Origin of the sequence: Sphingomonas sp. NPDC092440 (assembly GCF_044754985.1) — a bacterium.
Lineage (GTDB): Bacteria > Pseudomonadota > Alphaproteobacteria > Sphingomonadales > Sphingomonadaceae > Sphingomonas.
This window is the reverse complement of record NZ_JBIVQA010000009.1, coordinates 147363-161826: the sequence shown is the minus strand read 5'-3', so window position 1 is coordinate 161826 and position 14464 is coordinate 147363. Positions and strand designations below refer to the sequence as shown.

Below are 14464 nucleotides of genomic sequence, written 5' to 3'. Positions count from 1 at the left end.
CCCGGTGCCGTCGTCTCAGGGCGCCAGCCGGCGCTCCTGCAAATCCGCCGCGCCCGTGAGCACCGGTTGGCCGGCATCCCGCGCGATCGCGACACGATAGGTTCCCGCCGCCACGCGCCATCCCGGCCGGGCGACGTCATAGTCCGCGACGATGCGCGGCTCGGCGACCAGGGTGATCCGGCGCGTCTCGCCGGGCTTGAGCGTCACGCGCTCGAAACCGGCCAGGCGCAGCGGGCGGCTGCCCGTGGCCGGAGTCACATAGAGCTGCGGCACGTCGGCGCCCGCGCGCTTGCCGCGATTGGTGACGTCGAAGCTCACCTTGAGCGCGCCGCCGCCCTCGACCTTCAGATTGGCATAGCCGAAGCGCGTGTAGCTGAGGCCATAGCCAAAGGGGAAAGCCGGGCGCTGGCCTTGGCGGGCATACCAGCGATAGCCGACGTCCGAGCCCTCGCGATACTCGACCGCGAAGGGCTTGATCGCACGCGCGTCCTGCCCGCGGTCGGGCGAGGCCTTGACCTGGTCGAAGCCGGGCACCGCGGCGCGAGGCGCCTGGTCGATCGCCGCGGGGAAGGTGATCGGCAGGCGGCCCGAGGGATTGACCTCGCCGAACAGCACCCGCGCCACCGCCTCGCCGCCGCGCTGGCCCGGATACCAGGCGGCGAGCACCGCCGGCACCTTGTCGAGCCAGGGCATCAGCACCGGCCCGCCGGTGTTGAGCACCACTGCGGTCCTGGGGTTGGCGGCGGCGACGGCCGCGATCACGGCGTTCTGGTTACCGGCCAGGTCGATCGTCTCGGGATCCTCGGCCTCGGTGGTCCATTGCGTGGCCCAGACGATCGCCAGGTCCGCATTCCTCGCCGCCGCGGCGGCGGCTTCGGGGTCGCTGCCATCGACGAAGTCGATGCGCGCCTTGGGGGCCAGCGCACGGAGCGCCGCGAGCGGCGAGGAAGCATGCCAGGTCACGCGCACGAACGACGCGGCCGGGCCATTTTTGAGGGGGATCTCGATCGGCGCGCCGCCGACCGAGCGGACCTGCGACGAGCCGCCGCCCGAAAGCACGCCGACATCGGCATGGCCGCCGATCAGGACGATGCGCCTGGCGGTCCTGGCCAGCGGCAGGATGTCCTTTTCGTTCTTGAGCAGCACGATCCCCGCCTCGGCGGCGCGCTGCGCGACGTCGGCATTCCGCGCATGGTCGATCGGCTGCGGCGCCTCCACCACCGGCGCGTCCATCAGGCCGGTCGAGAACATGCCATGCAGGATGCGGCGCGCCATGTCGTCCAGCCGCGCCATCGGCAGCGCGCCGCTCTCCACTGCCTGCTTCAGATCGGCGCGGAAGAAGGGATGCGTGTCGAGTTCGCCGCCCGATTGCTGGTCCAGCCCGTTGCGCGCGGCCTTCACCGTCGAATGCACCGCCCCCCAGTCGGACATCACCCAGCCCGGATAGGCCCAGTCCTGCTTGAGCACGGTGTTGAGCAGGAAGTCGTTCTCGCAGGCGAAGTCGCCATTGACGGACATATAGGCGCACATCACCGAGCCCGGCCGGCCGCGCTCGATCGCGAGCTGGAAGGCAAGCAGATCGCTTTCCCGCAGCGCCGCCTCGCCGATCCGCGCGTCCATCACGAAGCGGCCGGTCTCCTGGGAATTCAGGGCGAAATGCTTGATCGTCGAGACGATGTGGTTCGACTGGATGCCCCGGATCGACTCCCCGGCGATCACGCCGGCGAGCAGCGGGTCCTCGCCCAGATATTCGAAATTGCGGCCGCCCCAGGGATCGCGCGTCAGGTTGATGCCGCCCGCGAGCATGACGTTGAAGCGCTTGGCGCGCGCCTCGCCGCCGATCATCGCGCCGCTCGCATAGGCGAGCTTGGGATCGAAGCTCGCGGCCAGCGCCAGGCCCGAAGGCAGCGCGGTGGCGGTGTCGCCCTTGCGCTGCTCGACCTGGTTGGCGACGCCGAGGCTGGCATCGGTCTCGCGCAGCGCCGGGATGCCCAGACGCGGGATCGCTGCCTGCTGGCCCGCCGAGGGAATCATGTCGGCCGGCGCCGCCGGATCCTTCGCCAGCGGCGGGAACCATGTGTAGACGAGGCCCAGCTTCTCCTCGAGCGTCATCGCCGCGAGCAGCGTCTCCGCGCGGGCCGCCGCCGGCAGCCGGGGATCGGCCCAGGGCCGCGCCGCGGGGTCCGCGGACGGGCGGGCTTCGTGCTTCGGCGGTGCGGCGGGCGTGACGGGATCCTGCGCATGCGCGCCCGTCATGGTCCCGGCAAGCGCGGTGGTGGCGAGCAACGCCATGGAGCGCGCCACATGCCGCAGGCTGATCAGCATTCACCTCTCCCCTTCGGCGCGTGCAACGGCGCCGCGCACGCCCTGGGGCGTGCCAGTTCATCCGATCCAACCTGGGGGAGCTTTTCCGACAACGCTGTCGGATTCAGCGACGAAACAAGCCGACAGCGCAGCATGGCGCGCACGGCAGCCTGTTCCAACACCCCTCTGTCATTCGCGGAGTCTTTCGCTCCGATCCGAGGGTTAGAGCATAGATTGAGAGCGTTCTCAAGAACGTTCTCAACTTTGTTACATCGGGGCTCTTTCCTCCCCCGTCATCCCCGCGCAGGCGGAGATCCAGGGCCAGGGACGAGGCGGTCGCGGCAGGCTGACATCCTCTCCGGAGAGCGTTCGCGTGATGGCATGGATATTACGAACTATCCGGGATCCCCGCCTGCGCGAGGATGACGAGGGAGAAGCGGGGGTGACGAGGGAGCAGCGGGGATGACGAAGGAGAATATGAATCCGTCCACCCCGAATCAGCTCCGGGCCGGGCCCTGCCCCTCCCCGATGAGCGAAACTTTGCCTCGATCGTTGTTCGCGCTAGAACCATCAGGAACAGGGCATGACCCGACCGTCTCAGGGCACGCGCCAGCTTCAAGGGGAGCAGAGGCCGATATGCATGGACCAGGCGATTTCGAACTTTCGCGGCGCGGCGTCTTGATCGGCGGCGCGGCATCGGTGGCGGCCGGCGCCACGCCTCCCGCCGCCGAGGCCGGGGAAGCGGCCCCGACGGGCGCGGAGGCGCCGGTGATGGCCAAGGTCGGCTTCACGGTGAACGGCAAGCCGCACGCGCTGGAGCTCGACACCCGCACCACCCTGCTCGACGCGCTGCGCGAGCATCTCCGGCTGACCGGCACCAAGAAGGGCTGCGACCATGGCCAGTGCGGCGCCTGCACCGTGATCGTCGACGGGCGGCGGATCAATTCCTGCCTCAGCCTCGCGGTGATGCACGAAGGCGATGCGATCACCACCATCGAGGGGCTGGGCACGCCCGACAACATGCACCCGATGCAGGCCGCCTTCGTGAAGCATGACGGCTATCAATGCGGCTATTGCACGCCGGGCCAGATCTGCTCGGCGGTGGCGGTGCTCGACGAGATCCGCGCGGGCATTCCCAGCCATGCGACCGGCGACATAGCCGGCACGCCGGCAATGAGCGCCGACGAGATCCGCGAGCGGATGAGCGGCAATCTCTGCCGCTGCGGCGCCTATTCCAACATCGTCGAGGCGATCGCCGAAGTCGCCGCGCGGAGGAAGGCATGAAGGCGTTCAGCTATCAGCGCGCCGGCTCGCCGGCCGAGGCGGCGGCGATCGTCGGCCGCACGCCGGGCGCCCGCTTCATCGCCGGCGGCACCAACCTGCTCGACCTGATGAAGCTGCAGATCGAGACGCCGGCCCATCTGGTCGACGTCAACCATCTGGGGCTCGACGGGATCGAAGCGACGGCCGAGGGCGGGCTGCGCATCGGCGCGCTGGTCCGCAACACCGATCTCGCCGCCGACGGGCGCGTCCGCAAGGACTATGCCCTGCTCTCCCGCGCGCTCGTCGCGGGCGCGTCGGGCCAGCTGCGCAACAAGGCGACGACCGCCGGCAACCTGCTGCAGCGCACCCGCTGCCCCTATTTCTACGACACCAACCAGCCGTGCAACAAGCGCCGGCCCGGCAGCGGCTGCGCGGCGATCGGCGGGGTGAATCGCGGCCTTGGCGTGATCGGCACCAGCACGGCATGCATCGCCACCCATCCGAGCGACATGGCGGTGGCGATGCGCGCGCTCGACGCAGTGGTGGAGACGGTGCGCGCCGACGGCACCACCCGGGCGATCCCGATCGCCGCGTTCCACCTGCTCCCGGGCGAGACGCCCCATGTCGAGAACGGCCTGGCGCCCGGCGAGCTGATCACCGCGGTGACGCTCCCCCGGCCGATCGGCGGCACGCACATCTATCACAAGGTCCGCGACCGGGCCTCCTATGCCTTCGCGCTCGTCTCGGTGGCGGCGATCCTCCGCAGGGACGGCACCGGCCGGGTCGCGTTCGGTGGCGTCGCGCCGCGGCCCTGGCGCGTCGAGGCGGCAGAGGCCGAGATGCCGCGCGGCGCCCGGGCGGTGACGGCGGCGGCCTTTGCGGGCGCCACGCCCACCGAGCAGAACCGGTTCAAGCTGGTGCTGGCCGAGCGCACGCTCGCCGCCGCCATTGCCGAAGCGAGGGCCTGAGCCATGAAGTTCGACACGCCCGCCGGCATCAATCCGATCGACCAGCTGAAGGTGATCGGCAAGCCCACGCCGCGCATCGACGGTCCGCTCAAGACCACGGGTGCCGCGCCCTATGCCTATGAGCATCACGACGCGCCCGACCCCGCATATGGCTTCGTCCTCGGCTCGGCGATCGCGAAGGGGCGGATCACGGGCATGGACCTGCGCGAGGCCGGAGCCGCGCCCGGCGTGCTCGCCATCGTCACCGCCGGGAATGCCGGCAAGCTCGGCAAGGGCAATTTCAACACCGCGAAGCTGCTCGGCGGCCCGGAGATCGAGCATTACCATCAGGCGGTGGCGATCGTCGTCGCCGAGACGTTCGAGCAGGCGCGCGCCGCCGCCGCGCTGATCCGCGTCGACTATGCCCGCGACAAGGGCAGCTATGATCTCGCCGCGGCGAAGGACGGCGCCGGCAAGCCGCCCGAGGGCGGGTTCAACGGTCCGGCGGACAGCAGCTTCGGCGATTTCGCGGGCGCCTTTGCCGGCGCCCCGGTGCAGTTCGACGCGACCTACACCACGCCCGACCATGCCCATGCGATGATGGAGCCGCATGCGACGATCGCGGCGTGGAGCGGCGACCGGCTCGACCTGTGGACCGCCAACCAGATGATCGCCTGGTCGGTGGGCGACATGGCCAAGACGCTCGGCATCCCGCGCGAGAAGGTGCGGATGCGCTCGCCCTTCATCGGCGGCGGGTTCGGCGGCAAGCTGTTCATCCGTGCCGACGCGGTGCTGGCGGCGCTGGGTGCACGGGCGGCGAACCGGGCGGTGAAGGTCGCCCTGCCCCGGCCCTTCATGTTCAACAACACGCCCCACCGGCCCGCGACCATCCAGCGCATCCGCCTGGGCGCGACGCGCGACGGCAGGCTGGTGGCGATCGGGCATGAGAGCTGGTCGGGCGACCTTCCCGGCGGCGGGCCGGAGACGGCGACCGGGCAGACCAAGCTGCTCTATGCCGGCGCCAACCGGATGACTGCGATGCGGCTCGCGGTGCTCGACCTGCCCGAGGGCAATGCGATGCGCGCGCCGGGCGAGGCGCCGGGCATGATGGCGCTCGAGATCGCGATCGACGAGATGGCCGAGAAGCTCGGCCTCGATCCGGTCGCCTTCCGAGTGCTGAACGACACCCAGGTCGATCCGGAAAAGCCCGGCCGGCCCTATTCGCAGCGCCAGCTCAACCAGTGCCTGCAGATCGGCGCGGAGAAGTTCGGCTGGGCCCGGCGCGCGCAGCCGGGCAGCGTGCGTGACGGCCGCTGGCTGGTCGGCATGGGCGTCGCCGCCGCCTTCCGCAACAACATCAACATGAAGTCCGCCGCCCGGGTGCGGCTCGACGCGCGCGGAGTGGTCACGGTCGAGACCGACATGACCGATATCGGCACCGGCACCTACACGATCATCGCCCAGACCGCCGCCGAGATGATGGGCTTGCCGCTCGACAAGGTGGTGGTGAAGCTGGGCGATTCGAGCTTCCCGGTCTCGGCCGGGTCGGGCGGGCAATGGGGCGCCAACAGCGCCACGGCGGGCGTCTATGCCGCCTGCGTGCAGCTGCGCGAGGCCGTGGCGCGCAAGCTCGGCGTCAACTCGGCGGATGCGGTGTTCGCCGGCGGCAAGGTGAAGAGCGGCAAGCGCAGCCTGGCCCTGGCCGAGGCGGCGAAGGGCGGCGAGATCGTCGCCGAGGACGCGATGGAATATGGCGACCTTGCCGGCAAGTACCAGCAATCGACCTTCGGCGCCCATTTCGTCGAAGTCGGCGTCGACGCCGCGACGGCGGAGATCCGCATCCGCCGCATGCTCGCGGTGTGCGCGGCCGGGCGCATCCTCAATCCGGTATCGGCGCGCAGCCAGGTGATCGGCGCGATGACCATGGGCGCCGGCGCCGCGCTGATGGAGGAGCTGGCGGTCGACAAGCGCTTCGGCTTCTTCGTCAACCACGATCTGGCCGGATATGAAGTGCCGGTCCATGCCGACATCCCGCACCAGGAGGTGATCTTCCTCGAGGAGACCGATCCCACCACCTCGCCGATGAAGGCCAAGGGCGTGGGCGAGCTGGGCATCTGCGGCGTCGGCGCGGCGGTGGCCAATGCGATCCACAACGCCACCGGCATGCGCGTGCGCGACTATCCGGTCACGCTCGACAAGCTGCTCGCGGGAATGCCCGAGCTCGCCTGAGCCCGGGCATTCCCCTCCCCGCCCGAAGCTACCCCGTCAGCTCTCGATAAAGGCGAGCAGATCGGCGTTGATCACGTCCGCATGGGTGGTCGCCATGCCGTGCGGATAGCCCTGATAGGTCTTGAGCGTGCCGTGCTTCAGCAGCTTCACCGAAAGCGGCGCGGAATCCGCATAGGGCACGACCTGGTCGTCGTCGCCGTGCATCACGAGCACCGGCACGTCGATCTTGCGCAGGTCCTCGGTGAAATCGGTCTCGCTGAACGCCTTCACGCAGTCGTAATGCGCCTTGATCCCGCCCATCATGCCCTGGCGCCACCAATTGTCGATCACGCCCTGGTCCACCTTCGCGCCCGGCCGGTTGAAGCCGTAGAAGGGGCCCGCCGGCACGTCGATGAAGAATTGCGCGCGGTTGAACGCAGTCTGCTCGCGGAAATTGTCGAATACTTCCATCGGCAGGCCGCCGGGATTCGCCTCGCTCTTCAGCATCACCGGCGGCACCGCGCCGATCAGCACTGCCTTGGACACGCGCCCCGGCTCGGCCCGCGCGACATAATGCGCGACTTCGCCGCCGCCGGTCGAATGGCCGACATGCACCGCACCGCGCACGCCCAGATGCGCGACCAGCGCCGCGACGTCGGCGGCATAGGTATCCATCTCGTTGCCCGTGTCGGTCTGGGTGGAGCGGCCATGCCCGCGGCGATCATGCGCGATCACGCGATAGCCCTTGAGCAGGAAGAACATCATCTGGCTGTCCCAGTCGTCGGCCGAGAGCGGCCAGCCATGATGGAACCAGATCACCTGCGCGTCCCTGGGGCCCCAATCCTTGTAGAAGAGCTCGGTGCCGTCCGCGATCTTGAGAATGCCCATGGTCCTGTCTCCTGCATAGGGATGCGCCGGCCGGAAACGGGCAAGGGCCGATTCCGGCGGGGCAAGTCTATCAGGTCCCACGGGCCCGGCCAGCCATGGCCCGTAAGCTGAGGACTCATATTCTCCACCGTCATCCCCGCCTGTGCGGGGGATGACGAAAATGGAAGGCTTGCCTGGCCTATTCCTCCTCCGCCGCCGCTTCCGGCAGCGGCTCCGAATGGAATTCGTGCCAGAGCCCGTTGAGGATGCCGAAGCCGACGGCGAGGCCGACGCCGAGGATCCACGAGAAATACCACATGGCCAACGCTCCTCAGTAGAAGTCGGGATTGGTGCGCACGTCCTGCGCGGTCACCCGGCCGAACATCACGCGATAGGCCCAGGCAGTGTAGGCGAGGACGATCGGCAGGAAGACCGCCGTCACCACCAGCATGGTGAACAGAGTGCCGTGGCTCGACGAGGCGTTCCACACCGTCAGGCTCGACAGCGAGTCGATCGAGCTCGGCAGGATGAACGGGAACATCGCCAGGCCCACCGTGGCGATGATCCCGATATTGGCCAGCGACGAGCCGGCGAACACCAGCAGGTCCCGGCGCGCGCGGATCCCGAGCAGCGCCAGCACCGGCCCCAGGAAGCCGAGCAGCGGCGCCAGCAGCATCCAGGGATGCGCGCCATAGTTGCGCAGCCAGGCACCGCCTTCCGCCACCGTCGTCGAGAAGCGCGGGTTCGACGGGCCGCCGGGATCGACCACCCCGTCCAGCCGGTAGCCCAGGCCGCCCCAGGCGACGAACAGCCCGCCCGCCGCGAACAGCAGCAGCGCCAGTACCGCCGCCGCCTGGCCCCAGCGCCGCGCCCGCTCCAGCACCACGCCCTCGGCCTTCAGGCTCAGCCAGCCCGCACCGTGCAGCACCAGCATCGCCACCGAGAGCAGCCCGGTCACCAGCGTGAACGGCGTGAACAGCCCGAGCAGCGAGCCTTCGTAGAAGGCGCGCAGATCGCTATCGAGGCGGAAGGGAATGCCCTTCATCACATTGCCCACCGCGACGCCGAAGACGAGCGCGGGCACGAAGCCGCCGACGAACAGCGCCCAGTCCCAGCGCTCCCGCCACGCCTTGTCCGGATGCTTGGAGCGGTATTTGAAGCCCACCGGCCGCAGGATCAGCGCCGACAGCACCAGGAACATCGCGAGATAGAAGCCCGAGAAGCTGACGGCATAGACGAAGGGCCAGGCAGCGAAGATCGCGCCGCCGCCCAGGATGAACCACACCTGGTTGCCTTCCCAGGTCGCGCCGATGGTGTTGATCACCATCCGCCGCTCCTCGTCGGTCCTGGCCACGAAGGGCAGCATCGCCGCCGTCCCAAGGTCGAAGCCGTCGGTCAGCGCGAAGCCGATCAGCAGCACGCCGAGCAGCAGCCACCAGAGGATGCGGAGCGTTTCGAAATCGAGAGGGATCGACATGGTCTGTCTCCAAAACCCCGGTCCGGCTCATTCGGCCGGAACGGCGTGGAAATCGGGGCCCGCGGGCTCGGGCGCATCGGCGGGGCGATACGGCTCCGGCCCCTTGCGGATCGCGGCGAGCATCAGCCGCACCTCGATCACCGCCAGCGTGCCATAGAGCAGCGTGAAGCCGGCGATCGTCAGCCACAGCTCGGGCACGGTCAGGCTCGACGGCGCCAGGAAAGTGGGCAGCACGCCCTCCACCGCCCAGGGCTGGCGCCCCACTTCGGCCACCGCCCAGCCGACCTCGGCCGCGATCCAGGGCAGCGGCATCACGACCAGCGCCAGCCGCAGGAACCAGCGCGCGTCGAACCGCTGCACCGTCGAATAGAAGAAGGCGATCGCGAAGAAGGCGATCATCCCGAAGCCGATCCCGGCCATGATCCGGAACATCCAGAAGATCGCCGGCACATTGGGCACGGTGCTCCACGCCGCCCGCTCGATCGTCGCGGCATCGGCGGTGCGCGGATCCGCGACGAAGCGCTTGAGCAGCAGCGCATGGCCGAGATCGTTCTTGGTCCGCTCGAACGCCGCGCGCGCGGCCAGGTCGTTGCGGTCCGCCTTGAGCTTCTCCACCGCGTCATAGGCCGCCAGGCCGTTGACGATCCGTCCCCGGGCGCGCTCCACCAGCGGGAAGATGCCGTTGACCTCGCCGGTCAGGCTGCGGGTGGAGATCAGGCCCAGCACATAGGGGATCTTCACTTCATACCGGGTCTCGCGCCCGCGGTTCGACGGGATGCCGAAGATCGCGAGCCCCGCCGGCGCGGGCTCGGTGTGCCACATGCCCTCGATCGCGGCGAGCTTCATCTGCTGGTTCTCGGTGAGCGCATAGCCGCTCTCGTCGCCCAGCACGACCACCGACAGCGACGAGGCCAGGCCGAACGCCGCGGCCACGGTGAAGCTGCGCCTCGCCAGTTCCAGGTGCCGCCCCTTGAGCAGGTAGAAGGCCGAGACGCCGAGCACGAACACGCTGGCCATCACATAGCCGGCGCTCACCGTATGGACGAACTTGGCCTGGGCCACGGGATTGAAGAGCACCGCTGCGAAGTCGGTCACTTCCATCCGCATCGTCTCGGGATTGAAGGTCGCGCCGGTCGGATGCTGCATCCAGCCGTTCGCCACCAGGATCCACAGCGCCGACAGGTTCGATCCCAGCGCCACCATGAAGGTGGTGAACAGATGCGCCTGTTTCGACATCCGCTCCCAGCCGAAGAACATCAGCCCGACGAACGTCGCCTCGAGGAAGAAGGCCATCAGGCCCTCGATCGCGAGCGGGGCGCCGAAGATGTCGCCCACATAATGCGAATAATAGGACCAGTTGGTCCCGAACTGGAATTCCATGGTGAGCCCGGTGGCGACGCCCAGCACGAAGTTGATGCCGAACAGCTTGGCCCAGAAGCGCGTGACGTCCCGCCAGATCGGGCGGTTGGTCATCACGTACACGCTCTCCATGATCACCAGCATGAAGGACAGGCCGAGCGTCAGCGGCACGAACAGGAAGTGATAGAGCGCCGTCAGCGCGAACTGGAGCCTCGATAGCTCGACGACTGCCATGCTGATCATCGCAGGAATCCCCCACGCCAGAGTCTGCGCCCAACGGGTTGGCCGCGTTCCGCTCGTCACTAGGGCCCTAACCGGAAGGCGCTTTGATCATGGACAAATACGCCGCCAGCGCAACATGCGTTAGAACCGGAATGCGATGACCCGGCTTTTAAGACCCATCGGCATGCGACCGCTCCTCTCCGGCGGGGGAATGCGGATGGCGCCTCGCGGCGCCGAACGGGGATATGGCCCTGGGGCACGACTCGATCGGCAAACTCCGTCATCCCCGCGAAGGCGGGGATCCAGGGCCAGGCGCATTGGTCGCGAGGCACGCTTTGCCGTCTCCGGAAACTCCGTGCACGATTGCATCGCTCATCCCGCACTAACCCTGGATCCCCGCCTTCGCGGGGATGGCGAAATGAAGGCATGATAAAACCAGCATTTGGATTGGCTCCCATCCTGGACATACCGGGCGCGGCGCTCTTCGCGGCCGGCATCGCGCTCGCCATGGGCAGCCTGGCGGCCGGGAACGGCCTGCCCCGGGGCGCCGTGGCGCTGATCCTGGCGGGCGGCGCGATCCGCGCGGGAGCGGCGATGCTGGCCCATGCCGCCGCCATCCGCGCGGCGCAGCGCGTGGTCGCCGGCTGGCGCGCGCGGATCTTCCCCCGCCTGCTCGCCGGCCGCCTGCCCCGTCCGCTGCTCGCCGGGGAGAGCGCGGCGCTGGCGATCGATCACCTGGTGACGATCGAGGCCTATGAAGCGCGCTTTCGTCCCGCCCGTGCCGCGTCCGCCGCCGCGCCGCTGCTCGTCGCCGCGATCGTCGCCTGCGCAAGCTGGGTATCGGCGCTGATCCTCCTCTTCACGCTCGTCCCGTTCGCGCTCGGCATGATCCTGGCCGGCACTGCCGCACGCCGTGCCGCGGAGCGCCAGCTCGCCGCGCTCGCCGGGCTTTCCGGCCTGTTCGTCGATCGCATCCGCGCCCTGCCGATCATCCGCCATTTCGGCGCGGAGGAGCGCATCGCCTGCCAGGTGGGCGCCGCGACTGGCGAAGTGGCGGAGCGCACCGTCGCGGTGCTGCGCGTCGCCTTTCTCTCGGGCGCGGTGCTGGAATTCTTCGCGGCGCTCTCGGTGGCGCTGGTCGCGGTCTATTGCGGCTTTGCCTTGCTCGGGCTGCTGCCCTTTCCGGCGCCCGAGAAGCTCTCGCTCGGCCAGGCCTTTTTCGCGCTGGCCATGGCTCCGGAATTCTACCTGCCGATGCGGCGCCTGGCCGCCGCCTATCACGAGAAGCAGCTCGGCGACGCCGCGATGGCCGCGCTGGCGCAAGTCGAGACGCCGGCCACGGCCCCGCCCGCCACGGCGCGCTTCGACGGGCTGCGCGTCCTGCAGCTCGCGATCGCATGGCCCGGCCTGCGCATCGGCCCGGTCGGCTTCGAACTGGCCGCGGCCGATCTCGTCGCGCTCACCGGCCCCACCGGCAGCGGCAAATCGAGCCTGCTCGCCGCCATCGCGGGCCAGGTTGCGCCGGCCGGCGGCACCGTCACCACCGTGCGCGGCGGCGCCCTCGATCCCGCCGACATCGCCTGGGCCGCGCAGACGCCGCTGCTCCTCCCCGGCACGCTGGCGGAGAACATCGCCCTTGCCCGCCCCGATGCGACACCCGACGAGATCGCGCGCGTCGCCGGGCGGGTCGGCCTCGATGCCGTGATCGCGGCGCGGGGCGGGCTCGGCCTGGTGCTCGATCATCGCGGCTCGGGCCTGTCGGGCGGCGAGCGGCGGCGGATCGGCCTTGCCCGCGCGCTGCTCTCGCGGCGGCCGCTGCTGCTGTGCGACGAGCCCACGGCGGATCTCGATGCCGACAGCGCGGCCGCGATCGTCGCGCTGCTGCGCGAAGTCGCGGCCGAGCGCGCGGTGCTGGTCGCCACGCATGATCCCGCCCTCGCCGCCGCGGCGCGGCTGGTGGTGGCGCTGTGAGCGCGCTCGCCCTCGATGCCGCCGGGCGGCGCCGGCTGCGCGGTGCCGGCATCGCCGCGATCGTCGCCGCGCTCGCGGGCGTGTTGCTGCTCGCGGTCTCGGGCTGGTTTCTCACCGCGGCGGCGCTGGCGGGCGCGGCAGGGCCGGTGGCGGCGCTCGGCTTCAACTATCTGATCCCCAGCGCCGCGATCCGCGGCCTCGCGATCCTGCGCACCGTCGGGCGCTATGGCGAGCGGCTGCTCTCGCACCAGGCGGCGCTGGGCGCGATGGCGAGCCTGCGCGCCGGCCTGTTCGCCAGGCTCGCCGCGCAGGACGGCCGCACCGGTCCGAACCTTGCCGGCGGCGATGCCAGTGCCCGGCTGATCGGCGATATCGATGCGCTGGAGGAACTGATCGTCCGCAGGCCCGTGCGCCCGGCGAGCTGGGTCGCGGCGGGCACCGGGGTGCTGCTCGCGTTGCTGGCGGGCTGGGCCGCGGCGCTGGCGCTGGCGCTGCTCCTCGCCGCGCTGCCGCCGCTGCTCGACCGCGCCGCGCGCCGCCTCACCCACGGCCCGGCGCACGACGCGGGCGAGGCGCTCGGGGCGCTGCGCACCCGCTATGTCGAATATGCCGCCGCCCGGGCCGAGATCGCCGCCTATGGCCTTGCCGGCCGGGTGGCCGGCGACCTGTCCCGCTTCGCTGCCGAACTCGACGCGGCGCGGGCGCGCCTGCATCGCGGCGAAGGCGTGATCGCGGCGCTGCTCGCCGGCTATGCCGCGCTGGCGGTGGCGCTGGTGCTGCTGCTCGCCGATGCGCCCGCGCCACGGGTCGCCCTCGCCTTGCTGGCCGCCGCCGGCGCGGTCGAGGCGATGGCCGGCCTTGCCCGCGCCGCCTTTCGCCGGGCCGGCGTGGCCGCTGGATTGCGCCGGCTCGACGCGCTCCTGGCCTTGCCCGAACCCGTTGCAGGGCCGGTCTCCGCCGGAGCGATGCCGCTGCGGCTGGGCAGCCTCGATCTCGCGCCGGGCGCGCGAGTCGCGATCACCGGCCGCTCCGGCTCGGGCAAGACGCTGCTGCTCGAAACGCTGGCCGGGCTGCGCGCGGGCACGCTCGATGCGGCGATCGGGGGGCAGGTTCCCGCCGCCTGTTCCGGCGCGATGCTCCGCGCCCAGTTCGCGCTTGCGCCCCAGGATGCGGCGCTGATTGCGGGGACGATCGCCGACAATCTCCGGCTGGCGCGTCCCGGCGTGGACAAGGAGGCCATCTGGGCGGTCTTGCGGGTCGCCGCACTCGAGGATCGCATCCGGGGTTTGCCGCAAGGCCTGGATACGCGCCTGGGCGAGGCCGGCGGAACCCTTTCCGGCGGCGAGCGCAAGCGGCTTTCCCTCGCCCGCGCACTGCTCGCCGGCCGGCCCTGGCTGTTGCTCGACGAGCCCAGCGAAGGACTTGATTTTGCTACGGAATCCGAGCTGGTCGCGCGGCTCGACGCCTGGCTGGCGGGATCCAGCACCGGCCTGATCCTGGCCTCCCACCGCCGCGCGCCGCTGGCGCTGGCCGAGCATGTGATCGCCATCGAGGATATCGCGCCAAGCTCATGAAAAGCGGCCATTATCGGCTCGCATCAAAGTGCCTCGGCCCTGGCGCGCGCAGGGATGTGCCAGGCGGAATCATCACCCCGAACTGCCCGCCGCTCGGGCTGCAAGGCACGCGGCTGCGCGCTCCTCATGAATATATGCGACGCCGCACCGGCCGCGCCCTTCGAGAATATTCATGTCGGCACTGCAACACATTATCCATTCAAAACAAATAGATAATCAGTTCCCAGATTTTATCCATAAAAATGGCGTTTAAATACGTCAATTCGGTGCAA

10 protein-coding genes are annotated in these 14464 nt (G+C 70.0%); 5 read left to right on the top strand and 5 right to left on the bottom strand.

What is annotated here, in order from left to right; translation table 11 throughout:
* Window positions 1-15 precede the first annotated feature (15 nt).
* Window positions 16-2325: a beta-glucosidase gene (locus ACIQCS_RS16490; RefSeq protein WP_345847057.1), complete on the bottom strand. Its 2310-nt coding sequence runs from the start codon at window positions 2323-2325 to the stop codon at window positions 16-18.
* A 615-nt stretch (window positions 2326-2940) separates the two neighbouring features.
* Between ACIQCS_RS16490 and paoA the strand changes: the two genes are divergently transcribed.
* The 3 genes from paoA to paoC are packed head-to-tail and all read left to right on the top strand — an operon-like array spanning window position 2941 to window position 6743.
* Entirely contained in the window at window positions 2941-3588 is a 648-nt protein-coding gene (gene paoA / locus ACIQCS_RS16485; RefSeq protein ID WP_345847059.1) for an aldehyde dehydrogenase iron-sulfur subunit PaoA, read from the top strand.
* A complete protein-coding gene (locus ACIQCS_RS16480; RefSeq protein ID WP_345847060.1) occupies window positions 3585-4535 on the top strand; it encodes a xanthine dehydrogenase family protein subunit M in 951 nt (316 codons plus the stop codon). Before paoA ends, ACIQCS_RS16480 begins: the two co-directional genes overlap by 4 nt.
* Window positions 4536-4538: 3 nt before the next feature.
* On the top strand, window positions 4539-6743 hold the full coding sequence (paoC, locus tag ACIQCS_RS16475) for an aldehyde oxidoreductase molybdenum-binding subunit PaoC (protein WP_345847062.1): 2205 nt from the start codon (window positions 4539-4541) through the stop codon (window positions 6741-6743).
* Between the two features lie 36 nt (window positions 6744-6779).
* On the opposite strand, the gene ACIQCS_RS16470 is transcribed toward paoC, so the two are convergent.
* The 4 genes from ACIQCS_RS16470 to ACIQCS_RS16455 all read right to left on the bottom strand — a co-directional run bounded on the left by ACIQCS_RS16470 (window position 6780) and on the right by ACIQCS_RS16455 (window position 10668).
* A complete protein-coding gene (locus ACIQCS_RS16470) occupies window positions 6780-7610 on the bottom strand; it encodes an alpha/beta hydrolase (protein WP_345847063.1) in 831 nt (276 codons plus the stop codon).
* A 178-nt stretch (window positions 7611-7788) separates the two neighbouring features.
* On the bottom strand, window positions 7789-7908 hold the full coding sequence (cydX, locus tag ACIQCS_RS16465; RefSeq protein ID WP_345847066.1) for a cytochrome bd-I oxidase subunit CydX: 120 nt from the start codon (window positions 7906-7908) through the stop codon (window positions 7789-7791).
* 12 nt (window positions 7909-7920) lie between these two features.
* The gene (gene cydB, locus ACIQCS_RS16460) at window positions 7921-9066 is read right to left on the bottom strand and encodes a cytochrome d ubiquinol oxidase subunit II (RefSeq protein WP_345847067.1); all 1146 of its coding nucleotides are present in this window, start codon (window positions 9064-9066) and stop codon (window positions 7921-7923) included.
* Between the two features lie 27 nt (window positions 9067-9093).
* A complete protein-coding gene (locus ACIQCS_RS16455) occupies window positions 9094-10668 on the bottom strand; it encodes a cytochrome ubiquinol oxidase subunit I (RefSeq protein ID WP_401531332.1) in 1575 nt (524 codons plus the stop codon).
* Window positions 10669-11094: 426 nt separating this feature from the next.
* Between ACIQCS_RS16455 and ACIQCS_RS16450 the strand changes: the two genes are divergently transcribed.
* Together ACIQCS_RS16450 and ACIQCS_RS16445 are read left to right on the top strand one after the other, a co-directional pair.
* Window positions 11095-12618 (top strand): ATP-binding cassette domain-containing protein, encoded by a 1524-nt coding sequence (locus ACIQCS_RS16450; RefSeq protein WP_345847069.1) that lies wholly within the window; start codon window positions 11095-11097, stop codon window positions 12616-12618.
* Window positions 12615-14192 carry an ATP-binding cassette domain-containing protein gene (locus tag ACIQCS_RS16445; protein ID WP_345847073.1) on the top strand — a complete coding sequence of 526 codons (1578 nt, stop codon included), beginning with the start codon at window positions 12615-12617 and terminating at the stop codon, window positions 14190-14192. The genes ACIQCS_RS16450 and ACIQCS_RS16445 overlap by 4 nt, the downstream gene beginning before the upstream one ends.
* The last annotated feature ends 272 nt before the right edge of the window (window positions 14193-14464 follow it).

Excerpts from the sequence above, each read along its gene's own strand:
- ACIQCS_RS16490 (WP_345847057.1), bottom strand. The coding sequence starts at position 2,325 with ATGCTGATCAGCCTGCGGCATGTGGCGCGCTCCATGGCGTTGCTCGCC.
- paoA (WP_345847059.1), top strand. The coding sequence starts at position 2,941 with ATGCATGGACCAGGCGATTTCGAACTTTCGCGGCGCGGCGTCTTGATC.
- ACIQCS_RS16480 (WP_345847060.1), top strand. The coding sequence starts at position 3,585 with ATGAAGGCGTTCAGCTATCAGCGCGCCGGCTCGCCGGCCGAGGCGGCG.
- paoC (WP_345847062.1), top strand. The coding sequence starts at position 4,539 with ATGAAGTTCGACACGCCCGCCGGCATCAATCCGATCGACCAGCTGAAG.
- ACIQCS_RS16470 (WP_345847063.1), bottom strand. The coding sequence starts at position 7,610 with ATGGGCATTCTCAAGATCGCGGACGGCACCGAGCTCTTCTACAAGGAT.
- cydX (WP_345847066.1), bottom strand. The coding sequence starts at position 7,908 with ATGTGGTATTTCTCGTGGATCCTCGGCGTCGGCCTCGCCGTCGGCTTC.
- cydB (WP_345847067.1), bottom strand. The coding sequence starts at position 9,066 with ATGTCGATCCCTCTCGATTTCGAAACGCTCCGCATCCTCTGGTGGCTG.
- ACIQCS_RS16455 (WP_401531332.1), bottom strand. The coding sequence starts at position 10,668 with ATGATCAGCATGGCAGTCGTCGAGCTATCGAGGCTCCAGTTCGCGCTG.